This window comes from Halonotius sp. GCM10025705 (assembly GCF_042662885.1).
Classification (GTDB): Archaea; Halobacteriota; Halobacteria; order Halobacteriales; family Haloferacaceae; genus Halonotius; species Halonotius aquaticus.
In genome coordinates this window covers 536,569-559,377 of record NZ_JBHSZD010000001.1, presented here as the reverse complement: position 1 = coordinate 559,377, position 22,809 = coordinate 536,569, and the positions used below count along the sequence as shown (strand labels likewise).

Annotated in this window: 20 protein-coding genes and 3 pseudogenes; 13 read left to right on the top strand and 10 right to left on the bottom strand. The window is 61.1% G+C overall.

The genetic code is table 11. The features are described from left to right. The first annotated feature begins 1 nt into the window (after position 1). A complete protein-coding gene (locus ACFQJB_RS03165) occupies positions 2–493 on the top strand; it encodes a hypothetical protein (RefSeq protein ID WP_379723866.1) in 492 nt (163 codons plus the stop codon). Next, positions 420–1,259 (top strand): glycosyltransferase, encoded by an 840-nt coding sequence (locus ACFQJB_RS03160; RefSeq protein ID WP_379727940.1) that lies wholly within the window; start codon positions 420–422, stop codon positions 1,257–1,259. The genes ACFQJB_RS03165 and ACFQJB_RS03160 overlap by 74 nt, the downstream gene beginning before the upstream one ends. Positions 1,260–1,263: 4 nt before the next feature. Here the strand turns inward: ACFQJB_RS03160 and ACFQJB_RS03155 are convergent, their stop codons facing one another. Then, the gene (locus tag ACFQJB_RS03155; protein ID WP_379723864.1) at positions 1,264–1,527 is read right to left on the bottom strand and encodes a YgaP family membrane protein; all 264 of its coding nucleotides are present in this window, start codon (positions 1,525–1,527) and stop codon (positions 1,264–1,266) included. Positions 1,528–1,792: 265 nt separating this feature from the next. Between ACFQJB_RS03155 and ACFQJB_RS03150 the strand changes: the two genes are divergently transcribed. From ACFQJB_RS03150 to leuD, 7 genes and pseudogenes are all read left to right on the top strand, one after another. Further along, complete coding sequence (locus ACFQJB_RS03150) at positions 1,793–4,093, top strand: PAS domain S-box protein (RefSeq protein WP_379723861.1); 2,301 nt, start codon at positions 1,793–1,795, stop codon at positions 4,091–4,093. A gap of 251 nt (positions 4,094–4,344) precedes the next feature. Next, positions 4,345–5,543: pseudogene (locus tag ACFQJB_RS03145) on the top strand (LeuA family protein). A 357-nt stretch (positions 5,544–5,900) separates the two neighbouring features. Further along, positions 5,901–7,690: pseudogene (gene ilvB, locus ACFQJB_RS03140) on the top strand (biosynthetic-type acetolactate synthase large subunit). After that, a complete protein-coding gene (gene ilvN / locus ACFQJB_RS03135; protein ID WP_379723858.1) occupies positions 7,687–8,403 on the top strand; it encodes an acetolactate synthase small subunit in 717 nt (238 codons plus the stop codon). The pseudogene ilvB and the gene ilvN overlap by 4 nt, the downstream one beginning before the upstream one ends. A gap of 24 nt (positions 8,404–8,427) precedes the next feature. Next, the gene (ilvC, locus tag ACFQJB_RS03130; protein ID WP_379723854.1) at positions 8,428–9,432 is read left to right on the top strand and encodes a ketol-acid reductoisomerase; all 1,005 of its coding nucleotides are present in this window, start codon (positions 8,428–8,430) and stop codon (positions 9,430–9,432) included. Between the two features lie 41 nt (positions 9,433–9,473). Continuing rightward, a complete protein-coding gene (gene leuC / locus ACFQJB_RS03125; RefSeq protein ID WP_379723851.1) occupies positions 9,474–10,934 on the top strand; it encodes a 3-isopropylmalate dehydratase large subunit in 1,461 nt (486 codons plus the stop codon). Continuing rightward, entirely contained in the window at positions 10,934–11,536 is a 603-nt protein-coding gene (gene leuD / locus ACFQJB_RS03120) for a 3-isopropylmalate dehydratase small subunit (RefSeq protein WP_379723848.1), read from the top strand. The genes leuC and leuD overlap by 1 nt, the downstream gene beginning before the upstream one ends. Before the next feature lie 60 nt (positions 11,537–11,596). Here the strand turns inward: leuD and ACFQJB_RS03115 are convergent, their stop codons facing one another. Continuing rightward, positions 11,597–12,070, bottom strand: a complete 474-nt coding sequence (locus tag ACFQJB_RS03115) for a DUF7351 domain-containing protein (RefSeq protein WP_379723845.1) — start codon at positions 12,068–12,070, stop codon at positions 11,597–11,599. Between the two features lie 562 nt (positions 12,071–12,632). On the opposite strand from ACFQJB_RS03115, the gene ACFQJB_RS03110 reads away from it, so the two are divergent. Continuing rightward, on the top strand, positions 12,633–13,205 hold the full coding sequence (locus tag ACFQJB_RS03110) for an NADPH-dependent FMN reductase (RefSeq protein ID WP_379723842.1): 573 nt from the start codon (positions 12,633–12,635) through the stop codon (positions 13,203–13,205). Between the two features lie 162 nt (positions 13,206–13,367). Here the strand turns inward: ACFQJB_RS03110 and ACFQJB_RS03105 are convergent, their stop codons facing one another. The 3 genes from ACFQJB_RS03105 to ACFQJB_RS03095 all read right to left on the bottom strand — a co-directional run bounded on the left by ACFQJB_RS03105 (position 13,368) and on the right by ACFQJB_RS03095 (position 14,555). Further along, positions 13,368–13,775 (bottom strand): DoxX family protein, encoded by a 408-nt coding sequence (locus ACFQJB_RS03105; RefSeq protein ID WP_379723839.1) that lies wholly within the window; start codon positions 13,773–13,775, stop codon positions 13,368–13,370. 229 nt (positions 13,776–14,004) lie between these two features. Next, entirely contained in the window at positions 14,005–14,193 is a 189-nt protein-coding gene (locus ACFQJB_RS03100; protein ID WP_379723836.1) for a hypothetical protein, read from the bottom strand. Further along, positions 14,190–14,555 (bottom strand): MarR family transcriptional regulator, encoded by a 366-nt coding sequence (locus ACFQJB_RS03095; protein ID WP_379723833.1) that lies wholly within the window; start codon positions 14,553–14,555, stop codon positions 14,190–14,192. The genes ACFQJB_RS03100 and ACFQJB_RS03095 overlap by 4 nt, the downstream gene beginning before the upstream one ends. Positions 14,556–14,664: 109 nt before the next feature. On the opposite strand from ACFQJB_RS03095, the gene leuB reads away from it, so the two are divergent. Beyond that, positions 14,665–15,639 (top strand): 3-isopropylmalate dehydrogenase, encoded by a 975-nt coding sequence (leuB, locus tag ACFQJB_RS03090; RefSeq protein ID WP_379723830.1) that lies wholly within the window; start codon positions 14,665–14,667, stop codon positions 15,637–15,639. A 45-nt stretch (positions 15,640–15,684) separates the two neighbouring features. Here leuB and ACFQJB_RS03085 read toward each other — a convergent pair whose 3' ends face one another. The 3 genes and pseudogenes from ACFQJB_RS03085 to ACFQJB_RS03075 form a co-directional block, all read right to left on the bottom strand. Next, positions 15,685–16,419, bottom strand: a complete 735-nt coding sequence (locus ACFQJB_RS03085) for a bacteriorhodopsin (RefSeq protein WP_379723827.1) — start codon at positions 16,417–16,419, stop codon at positions 15,685–15,687. Continuing rightward, positions 16,331–18,106 (bottom strand): methyl-accepting chemotaxis protein, encoded by a 1,776-nt coding sequence (locus tag ACFQJB_RS03080; RefSeq protein WP_379723824.1) that lies wholly within the window; start codon positions 18,104–18,106, stop codon positions 16,331–16,333. The genes ACFQJB_RS03085 and ACFQJB_RS03080 overlap by 89 nt, the downstream gene beginning before the upstream one ends. A 175-nt stretch (positions 18,107–18,281) precedes the next feature. Then, positions 18,282–18,739: pseudogene (locus tag ACFQJB_RS03075) on the bottom strand (DUF5799 family protein). Between the two features lie 126 nt (positions 18,740–18,865). On the opposite strand from ACFQJB_RS03075, the gene ACFQJB_RS03070 reads away from it, so the two are divergent. Then, complete coding sequence (locus ACFQJB_RS03070) at positions 18,866–19,300, top strand: halocyanin domain-containing protein (protein ID WP_379723821.1); 435 nt, start codon at positions 18,866–18,868, stop codon at positions 19,298–19,300. A 25-nt stretch (positions 19,301–19,325) separates the two neighbouring features. On the opposite strand, the gene menC is transcribed toward ACFQJB_RS03070, so the two are convergent. Continuing rightward, the gene (menC, locus tag ACFQJB_RS03065; protein ID WP_379723818.1) at positions 19,326–20,369 is read right to left on the bottom strand and encodes an o-succinylbenzoate synthase; all 1,044 of its coding nucleotides are present in this window, start codon (positions 20,367–20,369) and stop codon (positions 19,326–19,328) included. Beyond that, positions 20,369–21,304 carry a 1,4-dihydroxy-2-naphthoate polyprenyltransferase gene (locus ACFQJB_RS03060; protein ID WP_120100680.1) on the bottom strand — a complete coding sequence of 312 codons (936 nt, stop codon included), beginning with the start codon at positions 21,302–21,304 and terminating at the stop codon, positions 20,369–20,371. The genes menC and ACFQJB_RS03060 overlap by 1 nt, the downstream gene beginning before the upstream one ends. Before the next feature lie 87 nt (positions 21,305–21,391). On the opposite strand from ACFQJB_RS03060, the gene ACFQJB_RS03055 reads away from it, so the two are divergent. Further along, entirely contained in the window at positions 21,392–22,621 is a 1,230-nt protein-coding gene (locus ACFQJB_RS03055; RefSeq protein ID WP_379723814.1) for a mandelate racemase/muconate lactonizing enzyme family protein, read from the top strand. Positions 22,622–22,809: the final 188 nt, after the last annotated feature.

Below are 22,809 nucleotides of genomic sequence, written 5' to 3'. Positions count from 1 at the left end.
GATGATTGAACCGCTCGTCGGTACGGCGATCGGGCTCGTGTTCTGGGTGACGTTGGCGCTGTATGGCTTTTCGTCCCTCTGGTGGCTGCTTGAAGTGACGGTGCTGGCCACCGGCTGGCAGGCCGACGATGAGAGTGAAATCCCCCTCGGCAACATCCAGGTACGAATTTTGACCTACAACTCGCCGTCGACCGTGCAGGTGACGGTCAACTCGGTGCCGGAGAGGATCGGCGCGACGAAGGTGATCGCCGAAGCCGACATGGATATCGACGGCGCGGATGTCCACGTCGTTCCCGACGACTTCGAGAGTCAGGCCCAAAGAAGGGCCGAGCCATCGAATGGGCCCGAAAACACGTCGAGTGCGAGCAGGAGTACATCCTGTATCTCGATGAGGACAGCATCATGGTCAACTTCGAGGGCTGCCGGCGGCCGATCTGATCCAGATTTCGGAGCATCCGCTGCGAACCGGCTCGTGGTGGGTCTACCTCTGTGAGGTGTTCCGGGTCGGCTATCAGCGCGAACAGCGTGCGTTCCACCGGATGGCGTATCCGCTCTATGCATGGGGTGGAGCCGTCGCCGTCCGGCACGAACTCGAAAACGAGGTCACGTGGGACGTGCCGACGATCACCGAGGATACAACCTACATCTGGCGGGCCGCGAAGTACGTCGACCAGCAGGGCGGCAAGTTCGAATACCGCCTGCTCAACAGGCGGTTCCGGAATCAAGCCCCGCCGTCGATCCGAGAGATGTTCAATCAGCGGCGGCGCTGGATGTCGGGGACGCTACGGGATATGTACCGCCTCCCGAAGCGGTATCTCCCCTTGCAGTTCACGCGGATCATCACGTGGACACTATCGCCGGTGATCCCGCTGCTGTCCGTGTTGGCGTTTCTGTACCCGCAGTTCGTTCCCCAACACGGTCTCTACCAGATCGCCTCGATTGCCCTGTTCAGCATGTTGTTCGTCTATATGATCGCTGGCTTGGTCGAATACCGAAAATATCCCGAGGTGTGGCCGGTGTATCTGCTGATGACGCCGTTGGTCGTCACCCTGCATGCAGTCGGTGCGTTCTGGGGCTTGTTGCGACCAGCGACAGATTTCAAGATCACCGAGAAAACGCCGGGGCGTGTGACGGCGGAGCAGCCGGATCGTGCAAGCGCGGCGACACTCGCAGACCTGAATCCAGACCTCGATGCAAAGATTATGGAACCGAACGAACCAGAGGAAGAAGACGAGGCGACCGCCTCAGCGAACGATTAACGCCTTAGCCCCACGTGTTGCCGCTGGCGTATTCGGCTTCGCAACTGCAGGTGTCGATCCCGAGGGCGGCGTAGACGCCGCACGTTCCGGTAAGGGCCCCTGAGCCAAGAATGAGCGCGATGAATCCGAGCGCGCCCATAGCCGCCAGCGTCAGTGATGACTGCGGAACGGAGGTATAGAGCCATACGATGACTGCGAGCGCAACCGGCGTCAGGAGGGCTCGGACGATTCGATCACGGCGACCAACGTTTGTTTTTCGACCGCTCATACCAGCTAGTATGTCGTTTAGATAGATAAAGCAACCGTATAGAGACACTTCTATTATCTCTTTGAGCAGATCTACGAGTGTTATACTTACCAACCTCTACGATCTGCTCACTGCTCAAATTCACTGCTTAGACGGTGCTAGATGATCTGACACTGTGTTGATCTCATAAAAATCATTAAGACGTTTCAACTGATATCAAAGTGTACGTTACCAATACACAGAATGGTTCAGAAACACAGTCGGTTAGATGCGAGGGTTGAGTTCAGTGTCTGAATCAGCCGATGCTCCACGAAAATATCGTGATCGACTTTACGAGGTTGTTCGGGAAGAAATCCCGTTTGAGGAAAAAGCACGGCGAGCCCTTGAGCTTGGCACAGAGTACCTGGGCGCTGACAACGGCTATCTAACACGGATCGATCAAGAGAGCGATCACTGGGAAGCCCTTGTGAGTACGGATTCGGAAGATGGCCCAGTGCCTGCAGGTCTTGAGCTGGATCTTGGTACGACATACTGTGAGCGAACCGTTGAATCAAACTCACAAGTCGTTTTAGACGATGCTGAAAAGCAGGGCTGGAGTGAAGAGATTGCGTATGCGACCTACGGCCTCAGCTGTTATCTCGGTACGACACTGGTGGTTGGCGGTGAGGACTATGGGACAGTCTGTTTTGCGGCGGATGAACCCCGAGAGGAGCCATTCACCGAAGACGAGACCATGTTTGCGGAGCTTATCACACGGCTCCTCGAACGGGAACTCGAACGTGACCAACACGAGGCTGCATTCCGTCGACAAGTAAACCTTTCAACCGTTCTCAATCGAGTGCTTCGACACAACCTCCGGAATGATATGGCCGTTATTCGGGGCCGAACACAACTGATGGCCGAGCAGTTAGAAGATGACACGGACGGCGAAGTCGCGCTCAGAAATATTGATAAGCTGATTGGGTTAGGTGAGAAAGCCCGAGAGTTAGAACAGGTGATTGGCGAAACATCCGAGCGGAAATCAGTTACTCTCGCTACACTGCTCGATAGTGTAACGAAGCAGGTTCAGAAATCCTACCCTGAGGCGTCCATTACCGTCGAATGCGAGGAGACACTATCTGTCTCCGTGTTCGATAGTTTCGAGCACGCGCTGCGGGAATTAATTGAAAATGCTGCCAAACATAGTGGGGAAGCACCGACAGTTCAAGTAACTGCTGTTGAGGATGATGAGGGAATCACAATAGAAGTCGCAGATGATGGCCCTGGTCTCTCTAGTCAGGAGCAGGATGTCCTCCATGATGGCGCCGAAAAACCGCTCGTTCACGGGAGTGGGTTGGGCCTTTGGCTTGTCAACTGGGTGGTCACCGGTCATGAAGGAACCATCGCTGCAACAGTCACTGAGGAAGGGACAACCATGACAGTATCACTTCCACGGGTGCCAAACTCAAACCAAGCCGCCGCGGAACCGGAAGTGACACGATCTATTGATCAGTATCAAGCGGCGTTTGAGAAGGCGAACGATGCGATGGTGATCACGGATGATACTGGGCGGATCTTGGATGCGAATACGGCAGCTGCCGAGATATACGCACTCAACAGAAAAGCGATACTCGGCCGCTCGATACAGGAGTTTTTCCCGGACAATTTCGAGTTTGAGGCGGAGTGGAATGAATTTCAAACAGGAACCAAATTGCGTGATACGGTCACAATCCAGGATGCAGTCGGACACGAACACAGTATTGAATACGCTGGTACACCCGATGTTGTTCCAGGCCAACACCTCTTCATCGCACGCGATATCACGGCCAGAGAAGAACAAGAAGCCGAACTCCGCATGAAAACCGAGGCCATCGATGCCGCCCCAATCGGGATCACGATCACCGATCCAACACAGGAGGACAATCCGATGATCTATGTTAACGACAAATTCTGTGAACTCTCGGGGTATGATCGAGACGAAATTCTGGGTCGGAACTGTCGGTTCATGCAAGCCGGATTGTCTCAGAAAGAATCGATTGATGCGATCCGGAACGCGATTGATGCTAACGAACCGGTCTCGACAACGGTTCGAAATGTGAAAAAAGACGGAACCGAGTTTTGGAATCTAGTCACTATCGCACCGGTGAAAGACAAAACCGGGGACGTGCAAAACTGGATCGGCTTCCAGCAGGATGTCACCGAGCAACGACAGCGGAAAGAGGAACTCAAACAGACCACGGAACGACTCGAATCGATTGTGGCTGCGGCCCCCAATCCAATCCTTGCTGTGGATACCGATGGACGCATCACCCATTGGAACGAGGCAACGGAGGAGGTATTCGGCTACGCCGCTTCCGAAGTCGTCGGGAAATCAGTCAGTGAGTTAGAGTTACACAGTAGTGAGCAACAGAAAGCATTCAAAGAGCATCTCCGACGCGCGCTCAATGGTGAACAGATCGATGATCTGGGAGCCCAAGGACACACAAAAAGTGGGGACATAGTTCATCTCAAACTCGTACCGATTCTGCTTCGAGATAGTACCGGTGCCCCAACTGGACTGCTGGTTGTTGCGACCGAACAGCCCGATTCGGAGCCAGTTAACGCCTAAGACAGATTTTCATTTTATTCCACAGAAGCGGTAAATGATGGTGTTGCCGGTGTCTGCCGATAGCCACCTGAGGACTGCTCAGCCAATAGCCCAAACTCCCACATGCTTGTGACTTGGTAACGTTCAACAATTCTAGGCCCACTCTAATTGGACAGTTGACCGATTCAACCCCACCCAGAGCGATGGGTTTATTATACAGGTAGCCACTTAGTGCAGGTACATGTCTCACCACGACACGGAGGACACGTCGGATTCCCCGGCGGATCGAGTTCTTCGAGGGCACATTGACTAACACTGACGAAATAGAGTCAGTACGAATTTTCGACACGACGCTGCGTGATGGCGAACAGTCACCACGCACCTCGTTTGATTACAACGACAAACGCGCCATCGCCGAGCTGCTGGACGAGATGGGCACCCACGTCATCGAGGCTGGGTTCCCCGTCAACTCCGACCCCGAGTTCGAGGCGGTCTCGGACATCGCGGCGGCGACCGATGCGACGACCTGCGGGCTCGCCCGCGTCGTCGAGAAGGACGTCCAAGCGGCGATCGACGCTGGCGTCGACATGGTGCACATCTTCGTTTCGACGAGCGATGTGCAACTCCAAGACTCGATGCACGCAAGCCGCGAGGAGGCGGTCAACCGCGCGGTCAAAAGCGTCGAGCAGGTCGCGATGCGGGCCTGGAGGTCATGTTCTCGCCGATGGATGCGACTCGCACCAACGAGTCGTTCCTCGTCGAGGTCGTCGAGGCGGTCAGCGAGGCCGGCGTCGACTGGATCAACATCCCCGACACCTGTGGCGTCGCAACCCCCTCACGGTTTGCGAAGCTCATCAGGCTCGTCGGCGAACACACCGACGCCCGAATCGACGTCCACACCCACGACGACTTCGGGCTGGCAACCGCCAACGCGATGTCCGGCTTCGAGGCCGGTGCCCACCAAGCACAGGTTTCGGTCAACGGCATCGGCGAGCGCGCGGGCAACGCGGCCTTCGAGGAGGTCGTGATGTCCGCCGAGAGCCTCTACAACGTTGACACCGGCATCGACACGACCCGGATCACCGAGTTGGCGCGACTCGTCGAGGAGAAATCGACGATCCCGATCCCGGTCAACAAGGCGGTCGTCGGCGACAACGCCTTCGCCCACGAGAGCGGCATTCACGCCGCGGGCGTCATGGAGAACACCGACACCTTCGAGCCCGGCGTGATGACCCCCGAGATGGTCGGGGCCTCCCGGGAGTTCGTCCTCGGGAAACACACCGGCACCCACTCGGTTCGGAAACGCTTGGAGGAGCTCAACTACGAGCCAAGCGATTCCGAGGTGCGGGCGGTCACCAAACTCGTCAAGGAGTTCGGTGCCGAGAAGGAGCAGGTCACCGACAGCGTGATCGCACGCTTCGCCGAGGAGGTCGGTGTCAGCGAGGTCGACTCAGAGGAGGTACGGGTCTGATGCCCGTCCCCTGCTCGTTTGCACCCGCTGAGCGACAGCCCCAGCCAGCCGAGCGGGCAGCGGGGGTTTGGTGGTCAGTCGCACACCGAACACCGGAAACGCGTAACTATTATTATGAACCGTGTCATTTCTTCGGGTACGATGCCACAGCAACTCCCTCTCGGCGCGGCGGTCGACCGAGTCAGTGCTGTCGGCGTACGCGGTATTGTAGGGGTCTAACCCCGACTCCACTTTTATCCCCAACTCCGGCGTTCGATCCACACTCGCAGTAGGTGTCGAACTCACACAAACCCGACAGCAAACCATGCATTCACCATCACACACAGCACGCGACCGACCGACCACAGGAGCAGGCCAATGAGCGAAACAGCGAAATCACATCCCGACGCCGACGAGGAATCGACAGCCGAGGACACACCCGCCGAAGAAGCGACGACCGATGCCGACGACGGCGCGACGCCCGTCACCGACGGCTCGACGGCCATCGTTCGCGCACTCGAAAACGGCGGCGTCGAACACGCCTTCGGCGTCCAGGGCGGGGCGATCATGCCCGTCTACGACGCGCTGTGGGACTCCGATATCGAACACATCACGATGGCCCACGAGCAGGGCGCGGCCCACGCGGCTGACGCCTACGGCGTCGTCGCCAACGAGCCCGGGATCGCGCTGGCCACCTCAGGCCCCGGCGCGACCAACCTCGTCACCGGCATTGCCGACGCCAACATGGATTCTGACGCGATGGTCGCCCTCACCGGCCAAGTCCCCAGCGACATGGTCGGTTCCGACGCTTTTCAGGAGACAGACACCACCGGCGTGACGATGCCGATCACGAAACACAACTGGTTCGCCGCCTCCGCCGACAGCATCGGCGACACCGTCGGCGAGGCCTTCGCCCTCTCTGAATCCGGCCGTCCTGGCCCGACGCTGGTCGACCTCCCGAAGGACGTGAGCTTCGAGGAGACCGACGTTGACCCCGGCGAACCCGAACTTCCACCGGGCCAGGAGCCGCCAACCGAAGCCGATCAGGAGAACGTCGAGGACGCCGCCCGCGCGATCGAACGCGCTGAAAAGCCGCTGCTGCTGCTCGGCGGCGGCGTCATCAAAGCTGAAGCGAGCGAGACTGCCCGCGAGTTCGCGCGCGAACACGGCATCCCGGTCGTGACGACGATGCCCGGCATCGGCAGCTACCCCGAGGACGACGAACTCTGTCTCTCGTGGGCCGGCATGCACGGCACCGGGTACGCCAACATGGCGATCACCCACACCGACTGCCTGATCGGCGTCGGTACGCGCTTCGACGACCGCCTGACCGGCGGCATCGACACCTTTGCGCCGGAAGCTGAAGTCGTCCACGTCGATATCGACCCTGCCGAAATCTCGAAAAATATCCACGCCGACTACCCCTGTATCGGCGACGCGGGGACGGTGCTCGACCAACTCACCGAGGAGATGGAGCACGAACCCGATGCCCGCGAGTGGCGCGAGCAGTGTCAGACGTGGAAAAACGAGTATCCGATGGATTACTCGATCGACAAGGATGCCCCGCTGCGACCGGAGTTCGTCGTCGAGGCCTTCGACGAGGCGACCGACGACAACACCATCGTCACCAGCGGTGTCGGCCAACACCAGATGTGGGCCTCCCAGTACTGGGAGTTCACCGAGCCCCGCACGTGGGTCTCCTCCCACGGCCTCGGCACGATGGGCTACGGGCTGCCGGCGACCATCGGCGCGCGCTTCGCCGCTGACGACGACCAGGACGTGGTCTGTTTCGACGGCGACGGCTCCTTTTTGATGACGATCCAGGAGCTGTCGGTCGCTGTCCGCGAAAACCTCGATATCACGGTCGCCGTCCTCAACAACGAGTACGTCGGGATGGTTCGGCAGTGGCAGGACGCCTTCTTCGAGGGTCGCCACATGGCCTCGGAGTACAACTGGATGCCCGAGTTCGACAAACTCGCCGAAGCCTTCGGCGCGAAGGGCTGGCGCGTCAACGATTACGACGAGGTTGCCGACACCGTCGAAGCCGCCCTCGAATACGACGGTCCTCGGTCATCGACTTCCACATCGATCCCGACGCCAACGTCTACCCAATGGTTGCAAGCGGTGCACCAAATGGCAAATTCGCGCTCTCGGAGGAACAACTATGACGGAGAACCAACAGGGCCTGCAGGGGCCACCGCCGGAGGAACGCCCACACCCGGACGGCCGGCGCAACAGCCAAGGGATTCGGATCGACCCCGAAGTCGAGGCCGAACCCGACAGCCGCACGGCGATGATCTCCGCGCTCGTCGAACACGAGCCCGGCGTGCTGGCGCGGATCGCGGGGCTGTTCTCCCGCCGACAGTTCAACATCGAGAGCCTGACGGTCGGCCCGACGACCGTCGAGGGCAACGCCAGACTCACCCTCATCGTCGAGGAGCCCGAACCCGGCATCGATCAGGCGAAAAAACAACTCGCCAAACTCAAGCCGGTCATCTCGGTCGGCGAACTCGAAGACCGACCGATCCGCTCGGAGCTCGTCCTCCTGAAGGTCAACGGCGACGAGCCTGACAAGGTGCAAGCTGTCACCGAGATGTACGACGGCACAACGCTGGATGCCGGCCCCGAAACGATTACCGTCCAACTGACCGGCGAGTACGACGAGATCGAGGACGCCCTCGACGCCTACCGGCAGTTCGGCATCATCGAGATCGCCCGGACGGGCCCGACCGCCCTCGCCCGCGGGAGTACGCCGACGACACCGGGCGAGAAGCCCGCTGCGGAGGCAACCGCCGTTGGCGTCGAAACCGACGGCGGTAGCGACGCTGGCGGCGAAACAGGTGGCGATCCGGCTGAAAGCCAAGCCGAAACCACCAACTAAGAGGGGCGTCTTTCCGGAGACACAATGGCAGACGAACTCGACGCCACGATCTACTACGACGACGACGCGGACACCAGCTATCTGGACGACGCCACGGTGGCGATCATCGGCTACGGCAGCCAAGGCCACGCCCACGCCCAGAACCTCAACGACAGCGGGATCGACGTGGTCGTCGGCCTCCGCGAGGGCTCGTCCTCGCGGGACGCCGCGAAAAGCGACGGCCTCGACGTGGCGACGCCACCCGAGGCCGCCGCACAAGCCGATGTCGTCTCGATTCTGGTTCCCGATACAGTCCAGCCCGCGGTCTACGACCAGATCAAAGACGAACTGGAAGCCGGCGACACGCTGCAGTTCGCCCACGGGTTCAACATCCACTACAACCAGATCCAGCCCAACGACGACATTGACGTGACGCTCGTCGCCCCGAAATCGCCGGGCCATCTCGTCCGCCGGAACTACGAGGCCGACGAGGGGACGCCCGGACTCGTCGCGGTCTATCAGGACGTGACCGGCGACGCCAAAGAGCAGGCACTGGCCTACGCGAAAGGCATCGGTTGTACGCGGGCGGGCACCATCGAGACGACGTTCCGCGAGGAGACCGAAACCGACCTGTTCGGCGAGCAGGCCGTCCTCTGTGGCGGCGTCACCAGCCTCGTCAAACAGGGCTATGAGACGCTCGTCGAGGCCGGCTACAGCGAGGAGATGGCCTACTTCGAGTGTATGAACGAACTCAAGCTGATTGTCGACCTCATGTACGAGGGCGGCCTCGGCGAGATGTGGGAGTCGGTCTCCGACACCGCCGAATACGGCGGGCTGACCCGCGGCGACCGCGTCGTCGACGACCACGCCCGCGAGCAGATGGAGGAAGTCCTCGAAGAGGTACAGGACGGCACCTTCGCCCGGCAGTGGATCCTGGAGAACCAGGCCGGTCGGCCGAACTACGACCAGCTGAAGACCGCAGAAGAAAACCACGAGATCGAGGGCGTCGGCGAGGAACTGCGCGGCCTCTTCTCGTGGGCCGACGAGTAAATACGGATGGAACACGCAACCTACACTAACGGAGTTATCAAATGAGCAACGGAACGCTGTACGACAAGGTATGGGAGAAGCACAAGGTAGCCGAACTGCCGAGCGGACAGGATCAACTGTTCATCGGCCTGCACCTCGTCCACGAAGTGACGAGCCCGCAAGCGTTCGGCATGCTCCGGGAGCGCGATCTCAACGTCGCCTACCCGAATCAGACCTTCGCCACGACCGACCACATCGCGCCCACTGAGGCCGAAAAGCGGGAGCGACCGCTAACCGACGAGCAAAGCGAGGAGATGCTGAGCGCGTTGGAACGCAACACCAGCGAGAACGGCATCACGTTCTTCGGATTTGAATCCGGCAAGCAGGGCATCACCCACGTGGTCGCCCCCGAACTCGGCCTGTCGCAGCCGGGGATGACCGTCGCCTGCGGTGACAGCCACACGGCGACCCACGGCGCGTTCGGCTCCATCGGTGTCGGCATCGGCACCAGCCAGATCCGCGACGTGCTGGCGACGGGCTGTATCGCGGCCGACAAACAGAAAGTCCGCCGGATCAACGTCGAGGGCGAACTCGGCGAGGGCGTCTACGCCAAGGACATCATCCTGAAGATCATTCAGGACCTCGGCGTCGACGGCGGCGTCGGTCACGTCTACGAGTACGGCGGCCCGGCCATCGAGGCCCTCGATATGGAGGGCCGGCTGGCGGTCTGTAACATGTCCATCGAGGGTGGTGCTCGCGCGGGCTATATCAACCCCGACGAGACCACCTACGAGTACCTGCAGGGCCGCGAGTACGTCCCCGAGGGCGAGGCCTTCGAGGAGCGCAAGGAGTACTGGGAGTCGGTCAAATCGGACGCTGACGCCGAGTACGACGATGTCGTCACCGTCGACGCCGACGACATCGACCCGCTGCTCACGTGGGGGATCAACCCCGGCCAGGTCATCGAGATCACCGACAGCGTCCCGCACCCCGAGGACTTCGAGGCCCGAACGGATCGGGAGGCCGCCGAGCAGGCCCTCGACCACATGGACATCGAGCCGGGCCAGTCGATGCTGGGCTACGATGTCGATGTCGCCTTCCTCGGCACCTGTACGAACGGCCGCGTCTCGGACTTCGAGGAAGCCGCGAAGATCCTGGAGGGCAACACCGTCGACGACGACGTGCGCGCGCTGGCCGTCCCCGGCTCCGAGACCGTCCGCGAGGAGTGTGAGGCTCGCGGCATCGACGAGACGTTCATCAACGCCGGCTTCCAGTGGCGTCGTGCCGGCTGTTCGATGTGTCTGGCGATGAACGACGATTCGCTGGAGGGCGACGAGGTGTGTGCTTCGTCGTCGAACCGGAACTTCATCGGCCGGCAGGGCTCCAAGGAGGGCCGCACCGTCCTGATGAGTCCCGCGATGGTCGCCGCAGCGGCCGTCGAGGGCGAAGTCGCCGACGCACGCGAGTACCTGAGCGACGATCCGGCTGGCAGTGCCAGCGGTGTTGGGGAGGCAGCTGACTAATGGCTCCTGAGAATCATATCACCGAGGTCGGCGGCACCGGCGTCCCGATCCCCGGCGACGACATCGACACCGACCAGATCCTGCCGGCGCGCTTCATGAAGGAGGTCACCTTTGACAACATGGCCGACTACCTCTTCTACGACGCGCGGCGGGACGACGACGGGTTCAACGACCACCCGCTGAACCGCTTCGAGGGCGCATCCATCGCGGTGGTCAACTCCAACTTCGGCTGTGGCTCCTCCCGCGAGCACGCCCCGCAGGCGATGATGCGCTGGGGCGTCGACGGCATCGTCGGCGAGTCGTACGCCGAAATCTTCCGCGACAACTGCAAGTCCCTGGGGATTCCGGCCGTGACGACCGACCACGAGACCGTCACCGAGCTGCAAGAGTGGATCGAGGACAACCCCGACGGCGAGATCGACATCGACGTCGAAAACGAGGCCGTCACCTACGGCGAGACGACGATCGATGTTGAGATCGACGACGCGATGAAGGAAGCCCTCGTCGAGGGGATCTGGGATACGACCGCGCTGATGTACTCGAACCGCAGCAAGGTCGAGGAAACCGTCGCCGGGCTGCCGTACGTCGAAGGCGACGACTAAGCTGGCAGGTAACCGCTATTTTCGAACGAACCGTTGTTGACAGCCAAACAGTGCTGTGGGTTACTCGGAATCGATATCTGTTAGTGTAAGGTTATCGTCAAGACGAACTCGCATCGTATCGTCTTCAGCAGTAAGCTCCACTTCGAATGCCCACGGATTTCGTCCGCGAACAGTGGTCGACAAATCTGTAGCAGCAAACGCGAGATCCCACAGCGGCGTCGTCTGAACAGTTCGGTTCCGCTTGGCAAAGAATTCGACCACAGGTGGCCGAAGACGAAGTATTTCGCCGACAGTGAGATATCGCATATCAGTACAGTGATCGCACGACCGGTGGACAAAAACTGAACGGAGATCGTCACGGGGAAAAAATGTACTCTCAGGATCAAGGAACTGTGTCGTCAGTCCATTGGCACAGGTCGGACAGACACCACGGGCGAAGCCGCGCCGCGCATGACGAACCCATTCGTCAAGTCTTTTTATACAGTTCGTGTCGCTATCGTCGCTGTTGACCGCACCTGGCGGCACAAGTGTCATATCGTAGATTGTATCACAATCAGGACATTCAACTGTACACTTCGAGTCAATGTAGGTCGCTACGATCGGTGTCCCACAGTGGTGACAGTCTGTTCCAATCTTCTCGGAATCAAGCGACTGGTGATCACCGTACTCCCGGGCGCGGATAGTCCGGTATAACAGAGTCCCCATATGCTGGAGGCTGTAGCCATCGTCACGCCGCTCGACGATAGGCCCTAGTAGTTCTTGAAGGTGGTAATTGAATTTGCTACTATCGACCTCGACATCACACTGCGATCGAAGCTGGGCAAACGATAGTACTGCAGGCGGGCCACGACCGTCTCTAGCGTCGCCGAGAGTCCGAACGATTTCGGCCCGTATGTCGTGAGCGATCAGCCCAAAACTCTCCGGCGGAGAGGACGCACTACTGGCATCATGCTCACCCATTGTTAGTTGAAACGAAGGACTTCTTCATGGTTCTTACGCCCTCTTGATGTGGCTTTCCGTCGGTATAATGGTAAAAATACCAACAAAATTTGAGTCCCGGGAACGCTTTTTTAATCAAAGGCAGATGATATTCTCGATGCAATCCGACACATCCGAACATCGGAACGAACCACAACGTGTGCTGGTTGTACCTGGAACAGTCCGAAAGGATCGATGGTCGATTCACGCTGCCCGGGAAGTCGCTGGGCGGTTCCGGGATCGAGGGCATACTGTCGATTTGTTCGATATGCAGGAGCATGACATCCCTCTGATGGCGTCAATGCGCCGTACTGACGATCCAACTCCCGATGCTATCGAGTCGTTCAGCCAGCTGGTGTCAGCAGCTGACCTGCTGGTGATCGTAACGCCGGAGTACAATCACTCGATACCGGGTGCGCTGAAGACGCTCCTCGACTATCTATATAGTGAGTACGATGAGCTGCCGTTCGCGTACGTCACTACCTCATCCGGGGCCTTTGGCGGTGTGCGGGCCCTGGGTCATCTGACCGATATCACGCTCGAACTGGGTGGTCGGCCAGGGCCTAATCTCCCAGTGACACACGTTCGAGAGCTGTTCGATGAGGATGGAAGCCTGATCGAAGACGAGTACGACGACCGATTCGCAGAGTTCATCGATCAGGCAGTCGAACACGCGGCGATAGCTGCATGAACGATGATCCGATGAGGACATCGAGGAAATCTGCGATACGACCGCGCTGATGTACTCCAATTGGAGCAAAGTCGAGGAAACCGTCGATGGGGTGCCGTACGTCGAAGGCGACGACTAAGCTGGCGATTTGCTACTCGTTTTACGGGAGTTGTGCGAGACAGCCTAACCGTCGATAGGCCCGGAATCGGTGTACCAGTAGGCCCACAGAATCAACACGCCTTGGAGCGGCAGCCGCGCCCAGCGGATCAACGGCGACGGGTCGCCACCGCCGATTCCATCGACGACGACCATCGAGGTCGCCATGTAGACGTTCGCCGGAAAAATAGCGATGAGCAGCGCGATCGTCGCCCACGCCGCGTACCGTCGCGTCCGTGGAATCAACACGCCGATCCCGACGGCAATTTCGGCGATACCGGACAAATAAACAAACGCGAGCGGCGCAGGCAGAAATGGTGGGATGATCTGCGCGTACAGTTCGGGAACAACGAAATGTAGGACGCCCGCGACGACGTAGAGCGGCCCCATCACGTAGAGGAGTGGACGTTTGAGCCGCGCCAATCGATCCTTCATTACTACCGATATGGCGACGGCAGGGGAAGCGGTTTGGGATTGCTAACTTCAGCGGGTACGCGGCGAAAAAACGAACCGCTATCTCACTCGGTTGGGTGATTCCCAGCGTACTCCGCCAGTTGTTGTGTCGCTTCGTTAGTGAGTTCGGTCGAAAGCCGTGCCACCGCCCGTTCGATGTGGCTATTTCGGAGTGATACGACTGCCCACGGCGAGACGAACGACTCGCGGTTCAGTTTGCCCTCGACGAACTCGCCAGCAAGCGGAATCGACTCGCTGACTCCTGTGTCGAGATGCCGAGCGCGATATACTGGCGACCGGCAAACGGGTGAGAGTCGTCACTGATGATAACGTAGGGACGGCGTGGCGTATCGCCGAGCGGGTCAGCCGCGACGACGACGTGTCCACGCTCATATCTCATTCAGCGTCACCGTCATCGGCGTCGATGTCTGGAAGCTCCGCATCCCACTCAGGATTTTTGTCGTAGTAGTCGCCGCGAAACGTTTCGGCGACCGCATCGAGCCCGATGGCACTCGCGGTCTGGGCGTCGTAAGCTTCGCCGTTGATCGCCCAGTAGTCGCCCTTGTGACGGATGAAGCCGCGTGATTCGAGCCGACGGAGCGTCGTGCCGACGCTGCCCTGCGGAATGTCGAGTTCGTCGGCGAGTTCCGTCGGGCGAAATCCTAACTCGGGATTGTCAGCGAGGTATTCGAGGATGCGCCGCCCGTGGGTATCCTCGCGCGGGAGATCGCTCGGGTGGTAGTTCTCGAAATCGACAGGCATTGTAACCTACTGTAACTTTACGTCAGCAAGTACAATAATTCTGTGGACGAACAGGATAAGAAAGGCCGAACATCGACATGCTCTTTTCAGTGCTGGCAAGACGACGCGTATGAGCCATCAAATCGCCGTCATCGAAGGCGACGGCATCGGACAGGAAGTAATCCCGGCTGCCGTCGAGGTACTGGAATCGCTCGATCTCGATCTCGAATTCGTCGAAGGCGACGCCGGCGACGCCGTCAAGGAAGCGACCGGCGAGGCACTCCCACAGGCGACCTACGACCTCGCGGCCGACGCCGACGCCACGCTGTTCGGCGCGGCCGGCGAGACCGCCGCCGACGTGATCCTCCCACTGCGGGACGCCGTCGATTCGTTCGTCAACATCCGCCCAGCGAAAGCGTATCCCGGTGTTGACGCCGTCCGCCCCGAAACCGACCTCGTCTTCCTCCGCGAAAACACCGAAGGCGTCTACTCCGGTCACGAGGACGACCTCTCCGAAGATCTCTCGACGCTGACGCGCGTCGTCACCACCTCCGCCTCCGAGAAGCTCGCGGAGTTCGCCTGCGAGTACGTTGACGACGGCGACGGATTCAGCGTCGTCCACAAGGCCAACGTGATGCGGAAGACCGACGGCCGGTTTCGCGACGCGGTCGTTCGCGTCGCCGACGAGCACGGCGTCGACACCGACGAAGTCCTGATGGACGCCTTCGCGACGCGAGTCTGTCTCGACCCCACGCAGTTCGACACCATCGTCTGTCCGAACCTCGCGGGCGACGTGCTCTCGGATCTCGCCGCCGGTCTCGTCGGCGGGCTCGGCCTCCTGCCGTCGGCGAACATCGGCGACGACAACGCGCTGTTCGAGCCGGTGCACGGCACCGCACCCGACATCGCCGGCCAAGGCGTCGCTAACCCGATGGCGACGGTGCTCTCGGCCGCGATGCTACTCAATCATCTCGGCTACAGCGAGGAGTCGGATCGCGTCGAGACCGCCGTCGAAACTGTGCTCGCGGAGGGGCCGCGGACGGCCGATCTTGGCGGCGACGCCGACACCGAGGCTGTGACGCAGGCGATCATCAACGAACTGTAACGCGACAAACGCGAATAGCAAAAATCAGCGAGGATCGCAGCGTCGTTAACTGACGAACTCGGTCGCCGTCGACGACTCTTGTTCTTCGGTGTCGAGTTGGAGTGACTGATCGGTGATGTCGTCGAGTGCGTCTCGGCCCATTATCGCGAGGATGGCAAAGCCAACCTTCGTGATGATATCGAGGTAGACGATCACCATCATCTCGGTGCCGGGCTCCATCAGCCCGAAGCCGACCGGCGCGAGCAGCCAGACGACTGGGTACAGCGTCCACAGCACGACGGTCACGTTCCGGAGTTTGGCGAAGACGATGCCGACCCGCTCGCTGGCGAAGCTTGCTCGATCCGGCAGTTCAGTGACCAGCAGGTAGGCCAACGCGACGTAGGCCGCCCCGCCGAGGCCGAACAGCGTCAGCGACAGCGCGCCCTCTGTAAAGATCGCAACGATGCCGAGGCCGATCAGTGCCACATCGAGGCCGATCAACAGCGCGTAGAGCTGTTTACCCGGCTTACACAGCATGGTGAGATACAGGATCAACAACGGCGTTGTTAACAGCCAGTCGACGTATCGCGGCGTATAGAACGTCGCGTCGCCGACCGGGATCGAACCGATGCCAAGCGATGTCAACGCGTAGGCCACCGTCGCGATCCCGGTGATCGCCGCAAGCACACCGTAGTATTTCCGGTTTTTCTCGTCACGAACTGCGAAGTACGCCGACGGGATCGTGCCGAGTGCCAGTGCGACCGCGCCGACCGCCGCCCATCCTGCTGCTGAAAGCAACATTAGTGATCACCAAAGTTGAAGCCGCCGTTGGTATCCTCGCTGTCCGTCTCGTGGCCGCCGTCGGTCGCGGCCGCATCGGGGTCGCCGTCGCCGTCGGCGACAGATCGCTTCCCGCAGTCGACGACGCCGACGCGCCAAGGTTGCCACCGCCGCCAGTCGACGCGGCATCAACCTCGAAGCGATCAAGGGCATCCCGCAGCTTCGCAGCCTGCGAGCGCAGTTGGGTCGCTGAGGATTCGACGGTCTGGAGCGTCTGCTGTTGGGCGTCGGCCGTCTCAGTGACGTTGTCCGCCGTCTCGGTCGTCGTCTCGCTAATCTCGGCGACCTCGTCGATCATCTCGACAACTGAGTTGGCCGCACGGGCCTGCTCTTCGGTCGTCCGGTTGATCTCGGTCATGCTGCCGTCGATCTCCTCGACGTAGTCGATGACGTCGTTGAGTTGGTCAATGGCCCCCTCAACAGTCTCGACGCCCTGACTGATGCGGACGCTCGTTTCGTCCATCCCAGCAACGGCTTCGCCGGTTTTCTCTTGGACGCGCTGGATGCGGCCCTCGATCTCGCTGGCAGCATCCTTGGTCTCCTCAGCAAGGCTCTTGACCTCCTCGGCGACAACCGCGAAGCCAGAGCCCTCCTGGCCGGCCCGGGCCGCCTCGATCGAGGCGTTGAGCGCGAGCAGGTTCGTCTGCTCGGCGATCTCGCTGATCATATCGACGATATCACCGATCTCGGCCATCTCCTCGTCGAGCACCTCAATGTCCTCCAGCGTCTCGTTGGTTGTCGACTCGACGGCGTCCATCTGTTCGATGGCGTCGGCCGCGGCGGTCTCGCCTTCGGTGCCGGCCTCGGTCGCGTTTTTCGTCGTTTCAGCGACGGTGTCAACCGTGGCAGCAACCTCCTCGGCCCCCGACGAGAGGCCGTCCATCTCGTCGGCCACATCGCGGAGGTTCTCGGTTTGTTGGTGGGCGCCGTCGGAAATGTCTTCGACAGCCGTTGACACACCGCTGCTGTCCTCGTAGAGCTGCTCGGCGTGGCTGTCGACGCCGGCGGCGGCGGTTTCGACCTCATCGGCAAAGGTCATGACCTCCCCGAGGGTTTGTTCCAGTTCATCGATCGTCTCGTTGAACGCGACGCCGACCTGCTGCATCGCCTCATTGTCGGTGTCGGGATTGACGCGCTGGGTGAGGTCGCCGTTGGCGACCGCCTGCATCACGCGTTCGTATTCAGCGGCCTTCTCCTCGACGCGGTTGGCCCGCTGTTCCATCTGTTCGCGGGCGGCCTCCGCGTCGGCCTCCGCCTCCTCGGCCGCCGAGATCTGTTCTCGCAGGGAGCGACGCATCGAATCAAACGCCCGGTGGAGTTGCCCGATCTCGTCGTTGCGGGTGGTATCAAGGTCGACATCAAGATCACCCTCGGCCATCTGGTCAGCTTTCGTTGTCAGCCGTCGCAGGGCGATGATCGTGTTGCTGCCGATCGTCACGCCGATCAACGCGAGGCTGATGACCGTCAGCAGAATCAATCCGAGAATGCTTGAGCCGATGACGGTGGCCTCCGCGCCAAACAGCGAACGGGCTTGGAAGTACACCAAGATCCCGGCTGCCGTGGCGAGGGCAACGACCCCCGCCAACGAGAGTGTGAGCTTCGTGGCATAGCTGTCACGAATGAGGTTACTTGACTGCGTGTCGTCCATACCACAGTGTTGTCGTCTAGCTACCTATATGTGCGGACTAGTTGGATAGGGAGAACATCGAACAATGGGCCCTTTCAATATAGGGTATTCGGAAGCGGGCAAAATCAACAGGCGATGGCATCGACACACGTTGCAGATCGACCCTATGCACACAGGGTGGCAGGCTGGTGATCGTCTACGACTCTGTTTCGTCACTGTAGGCGCGTCGAATGCGCTCGAAATCGTCGTTCGATTCGAGATGGCGTTGAAGCTCCTCGGCGTACGCTTGGGCGAGCGACTCGGCGGCTGCCAGCTTTTCGCGGTCGATGCCGTCATCATCGCCAGCATCGAGGCCCAAAGCCCCTTGATCGAGTCGACGACACCGGCGTCGTCATCGGCGGACGCATCGCCCATAGCCATCGGGCCGCCCTGCGAACGAACCGACTCCAGTTCAGGCATGATCGATTCAATGGCCTCGGTGTCGGCGACGAGTCGAGCCGCCTCGGGGTCGTCGGCGTGCTCGATATCGAATTCGGTCGCGGTCATGATCAGCCCCCACTCCTGGTTGGTGAACTCGGATTCCTGAACCCGATCGGTGAAGGCTTGATCGACAGCCATCCGGTCGCCGACAAGCAGGTCTCGCCACTCGCTCATATCGCCGGCTTGGGCCGGCGGTGGTTTCAGCCTGCCGGCCGACAGCAGGGGTCGTTGGCTGGCCGCCGACGCCGTTAGCGACCAGCAAACCCACCACTAATGACGCCCCGGCGGCCAGTGGGAGACATGGAATCATACAGCCGCAGACGGACGCTTGCGGTCGCCGGCAGCGCGGTCGTCGCCGGACTCGCCGGCTGTGCAGGCGGCAGCGACGACAACAGCCCCTACGACGGCTGGCTTGCGGGTGCCAACAACTTCGAGACGGTCGCCGAGCAGACTGACACAGCGACAGTCACCATCAACGTGGGCGCGCCGAGCCCGTATGCGTTCGACCCAGCGGCCGTTCGGATCAGCCCGGAGACAACGGTCACCTGGGAGTGGACCGGCCGCGGCAGCAGTCACAACGTCGTCGACAACGGCGGGGCCTTCGAGAGCGACTACCATCTCGAAGCCGGCAGCACCTTCGAGTACACCTTCAGCGAGCCGGGCGTCTACAAATACTACTGTACCCCCCACCAGACGCAGGGCATGCTCGGCGTCATCGAGGTCGTCGAGCCATAGTCAGCGAGCCATAGTCGAAGCCTGCTCAGCGACGCAGGGACGCGAACCCATCACCACAGAGCCCGCCACCGGCCGGGACGCTCGCGGTTCCCGCAGCGAGTGTGACCGGATCAGCGGCCAGATCGTCGGCAAGGAGCGACCCTGTCGCCAGCCCACAGGGATCGACAGCGGGGATCGCCGCCGCGACGTGCACCGCGGCCGTCCGGGCGACGACAGCGTCGATCGTCGTCGTCACCACCGGGTCGACACCGGCTTCGCGGGCGGCAGCGGCGGCCTGTGTCGCCTGTAGCGGGCCGCCAAGAGCCATCGGTTTGAGGATCACCACGTCGGCTGCGTCGGCATCGAGAACCGCCGAAACCGACGCCGACGCCAGCGATTCATCGAGCGCGATGTCGACACCGCGGCCGCGAAGCTCGCGGTGACCGTCGAGGTCGTCCGCGGGCAGCGGCTGTTCGATGTAGGCAACATCCAGCGCGGCGAACGCATCGATAGCCTGCTTGGCGGTCGGAACAGCCCACGCGCCGTTGGCGTCGACACGGAGGGAGATCCCATCGCCGACAGCCTCACGGACAGCACGGACGCGTTCGATGTCGGCGTCAAGCGATCGGGCACCGACTTTGAGCTTCAGGCACTCGGAGCCGTTGGTGATCGCCTCATCGGCGGCTGCCACCGTTGCAGCAATCTCCCCATCGCCGATGGTTGCATTCACCGGCACCTGTTGGGGAACCGGATCAGCGTCGACGCCGAAAGCCTCCTGCCGAAGCATCGCCGCCAACGGGGTTGCCTGCCCCCGACCGCGCGCATCAAGTCGCGCGAGTTCAATAGCATGAGCGGCCGCCGGCGTTGTCGCCGGATCAGGAGCAGTCGCAGGCTGAGTCGGCTCGGTCGCTGCGAGTGCGTCTTGGCAGTTGTCGAACGACTCAGTCCAGTCCGGTAGCGGGGTAGCTTCGCCGATGCCAGTGACACCCGCGGCGTCAACACCGACAAGAAATCCGCGTCGCTGGGTTATCTGGCCACGGGCGGTGTCAAGGGGCGACTCAAGGCCGAGACTGAACGGCTCGACCCACATCAGACCGCCAACCCCACACCGAACAGCAGCGCGTAGCCAGCCAGCAGCTTCCCGGTCGTCTCCAGTGCAGGGTTGAGGGCCGCGCCACTCGTTTCGGTTCGGATCGTCTCGGCGACACGGATGGCGACCGGCAGCGTGACCAGCGGCAGCAACACAATCATCGAGAAATCAGTCGCCAGCCACAGCCAGACCGGCACCAGATACGCCACAGCGAGCAGACCAATGTACTCCGCGCGGCTAAAGCCGTAGCCGAACCGGACGGCCAGCGTGCGCTTGCCCGTCGTTTCATCTTCGGCCTTATCGCGGATGTTGTTGACGACGAGGATGTTCGTCGAGATGGCCGCAATCGGGAGACTGGCGACGACCGCTTCAAACGTGATCGTCCCGGGCGGAATCGTCGTTGCCAGCGGCGCGGCGAGGACGGCTGCGGCTTGGACGTAGTAGGTGCCGGTGACGGCGATAACGCCGAAAAAGACGAAGACAAAGAGGTCGCCGAGGCCGTGATACCCCAGCGGATAGGGCCCACCGGTGTAGGCGATCCCGGAGATCACTGACAGCAGGCCGATGACGAGAATCGGAACGCCGCCAACATAGACGAGATAGCTGCCGACGACGACGGCAGCCGCGAAGGTGAGATACATCGCGGCTTTGACCTGCCCCGGCTCGATGAGGCCGGCCTGTGTCACACGGGTGAACCCCTCGCGGTCGTCGGTGTCGGCGCCCTGGATCGCATCGTAGTAGTCGTTGGCGAAGTTGGTGCCGATCTGGATAAGCGCCGCGCCGACGAAGGCGGCGACTGCGGGGACGACGGCAGCAACGCCGTCGTGGACGGCGAGGCCGACGCCGACGATCACGGGGGCGGCCGCCGCGGGCAGTGTCTGCGGGCGGGCGGCGGCAACCCAGGCCTGCCGGCGTGAGAGTTCCGTACCGCTCATGGGGATACTGGGGGCGGCGCGTGCCTGAATGTTGCTATTTGGCCACAGGTGAGGAGACTATTTACGAGTGGACACTAACGGCGACACATGGTCGACTACGATTCCTTACACGACCCGAACGCCGAGTACACGATGCGGGAGCTGTCCGGCGAGACGATGGGTGTCACCGCCAGCCGCGGCGGCGACCGCGATGTCGAGATCACCGACGTGCAGACGACGATGATCGACGGCAACTTCCCGTGGACCTTAGTCCGCATTTACACCGACAGCGGCGTCGTCGGCACCGGCGAGGCCTACTGGGGTGCGGGCGTGCCGGAACTCATCGAGCGGATGAAACCCTTCGTTGTCGGCGAGAATCCCCTCGATATCGACCGCCTCTACGAGCATCTGATTCAGAAGATGTCCGGCGAGGGCACCGTTGAGGGCGTCACCGTCACCGCCATCGCGGGCATCGAAATCGCGCTCCACGATCTCGCTGGCAAGATCCTCGACGTGCCGGCCTACCAACTGCTGGGCGGCAAGTACCGCGACGAGGTGCGGGTCTACTGTGACTGTCACACCGCCGATGAGGCCGACCCACAGGCCTGCGCTGATGAGGCCGAACGCGTCGTCGAGGAACTCGGCTACGACGCCCTCAAATTCGACCTCGACGTGCCATCGGGCCTCGAAAAGGATCGTGCCAACCGCCATCTCCGCCCCGGCGAAATTCGGCATAAAGCTGAGATCGTCGAAGCCGTCACCGAGCGCGTGAAGGATCGCGCTGATGTCTCGTTTGACTGCCACTGGACGTTCTCCGGCGGCAGCGCGAAACGGCTCGCCGATGCCATCGAAGAATACGACGTCTGGTGGCTCGAAGACCCCGTCCCGCCGGAGAACCTGGAGGTACAGGAGGAGGTCACCAAGTCCACGATCACGCCGATCACGGTCGGCGAGAACCGCTACCGCGTCACCGAGGAGCGACGCCTCATCGAGAACCAAGCGGTCGACATTATCGCCCCTGACCTGCCGAAAGTCGGTGGCATGCGTGAGACTCGAAAGATCGCCGACGTGGCGAATCAGTACTACATCCCGGTCGCCATGCACAACGTCTCCTCGCCGGTGGCAACGATGGCGAGTGCGCATGTCGGTGCGGCGATCCCGAACTCCCTGGCCGTCGAGTACCACAGCTACGAACTCGGCTGGTGGGAAGATCTCGTCGAGGAAGACGTGATCGTCGACGGCTACATCGAGATCCCTGAGAAGCCGGGTCTCGGTGTCACACTCGACATGGACGCCGTCGAGGAACACATGGTCGACGGCGAGACGCTCTTTGACTGAGCGAAGCAAATACGGCAGCTCCCCGGCGATTTGTCTTCGTTGATTTGTAGACTAGTCGACATCGGCCGTTCACACCAGCCAAGAGAGGATACCGGGGGAGGACGGCCGGCGACAATCACGTGACTACACCGCCTGATTCGGCCAGCGTGTCAGTAGACTACATAGATCGATCGGTGGTGTTTATACTT

Excerpts from the sequence above, each read along its gene's own strand:
- ACFQJB_RS03165 (WP_379723866.1), top strand. The coding sequence starts at position 2 with ATGATTGAACCGCTCGTCGGTACGGCGATCGGGCTCGTGTTCTGGGTG.
- ACFQJB_RS03155 (WP_379723864.1), bottom strand. The coding sequence starts at position 1,527 with ATGAGCGGTCGAAAAACAAACGTTGGTCGCCGTGATCGAATCGTCCGA.
- ilvN (WP_379723858.1), top strand. The coding sequence starts at position 7,687 with ATGACGGAGAACCAACAGGGCCTGCAGGGGCCACCGCCGGAGGAACGC.
- ilvC (WP_379723854.1), top strand. The coding sequence starts at position 8,428 with ATGGCAGACGAACTCGACGCCACGATCTACTACGACGACGACGCGGAC.
- leuC (WP_379723851.1), top strand. The coding sequence starts at position 9,474 with ATGAGCAACGGAACGCTGTACGACAAGGTATGGGAGAAGCACAAGGTA.
- leuD (WP_379723848.1), top strand. The coding sequence starts at position 10,934 with ATGGCTCCTGAGAATCATATCACCGAGGTCGGCGGCACCGGCGTCCCG.
- ACFQJB_RS03115 (WP_379723845.1), bottom strand. The coding sequence starts at position 12,070 with ATGACACTTGTGCCGCCAGGTGCGGTCAACAGCGACGATAGCGACACG.
- ACFQJB_RS03110 (WP_379723842.1), top strand. The coding sequence starts at position 12,633 with ATGCAATCCGACACATCCGAACATCGGAACGAACCACAACGTGTGCTG.
- ACFQJB_RS03105 (WP_379723839.1), bottom strand. The coding sequence starts at position 13,775 with ATGAAGGATCGATTGGCGCGGCTCAAACGTCCACTCCTCTACGTGATG.
- ACFQJB_RS03100 (WP_379723836.1), bottom strand. The coding sequence starts at position 14,193 with ATGAGATATGAGCGTGGACACGTCGTCGTCGCGGCTGACCCGCTCGGC.
- ACFQJB_RS03095 (WP_379723833.1), bottom strand. The coding sequence starts at position 14,555 with ATGCCTGTCGATTTCGAGAACTACCACCCGAGCGATCTCCCGCGCGAG.
- leuB (WP_379723830.1), top strand. The coding sequence starts at position 14,665 with ATGAGCCATCAAATCGCCGTCATCGAAGGCGACGGCATCGGACAGGAA.
- ACFQJB_RS03085 (WP_379723827.1), bottom strand. The coding sequence starts at position 16,419 with ATGTTGCTTTCAGCAGCAGGATGGGCGGCGGTCGGCGCGGTCGCACTG.
- ACFQJB_RS03080 (WP_379723824.1), bottom strand. The coding sequence starts at position 18,106 with ATGGACGACACGCAGTCAAGTAACCTCATTCGTGACAGCTATGCCACG.
- ACFQJB_RS03070 (WP_379723821.1), top strand. The coding sequence starts at position 18,866 with ATGGAATCATACAGCCGCAGACGGACGCTTGCGGTCGCCGGCAGCGCG.
- menC (WP_379723818.1), bottom strand. The coding sequence starts at position 20,369 with ATGTGGGTCGAGCCGTTCAGTCTCGGCCTTGAGTCGCCCCTTGACACC.
- ACFQJB_RS03060 (WP_120100680.1), bottom strand. The coding sequence starts at position 21,304 with ATGAGCGGTACGGAACTCTCACGCCGGCAGGCCTGGGTTGCCGCCGCC.
- ACFQJB_RS03055 (WP_379723814.1), top strand. The coding sequence starts at position 21,392 with ATGGTCGACTACGATTCCTTACACGACCCGAACGCCGAGTACACGATG.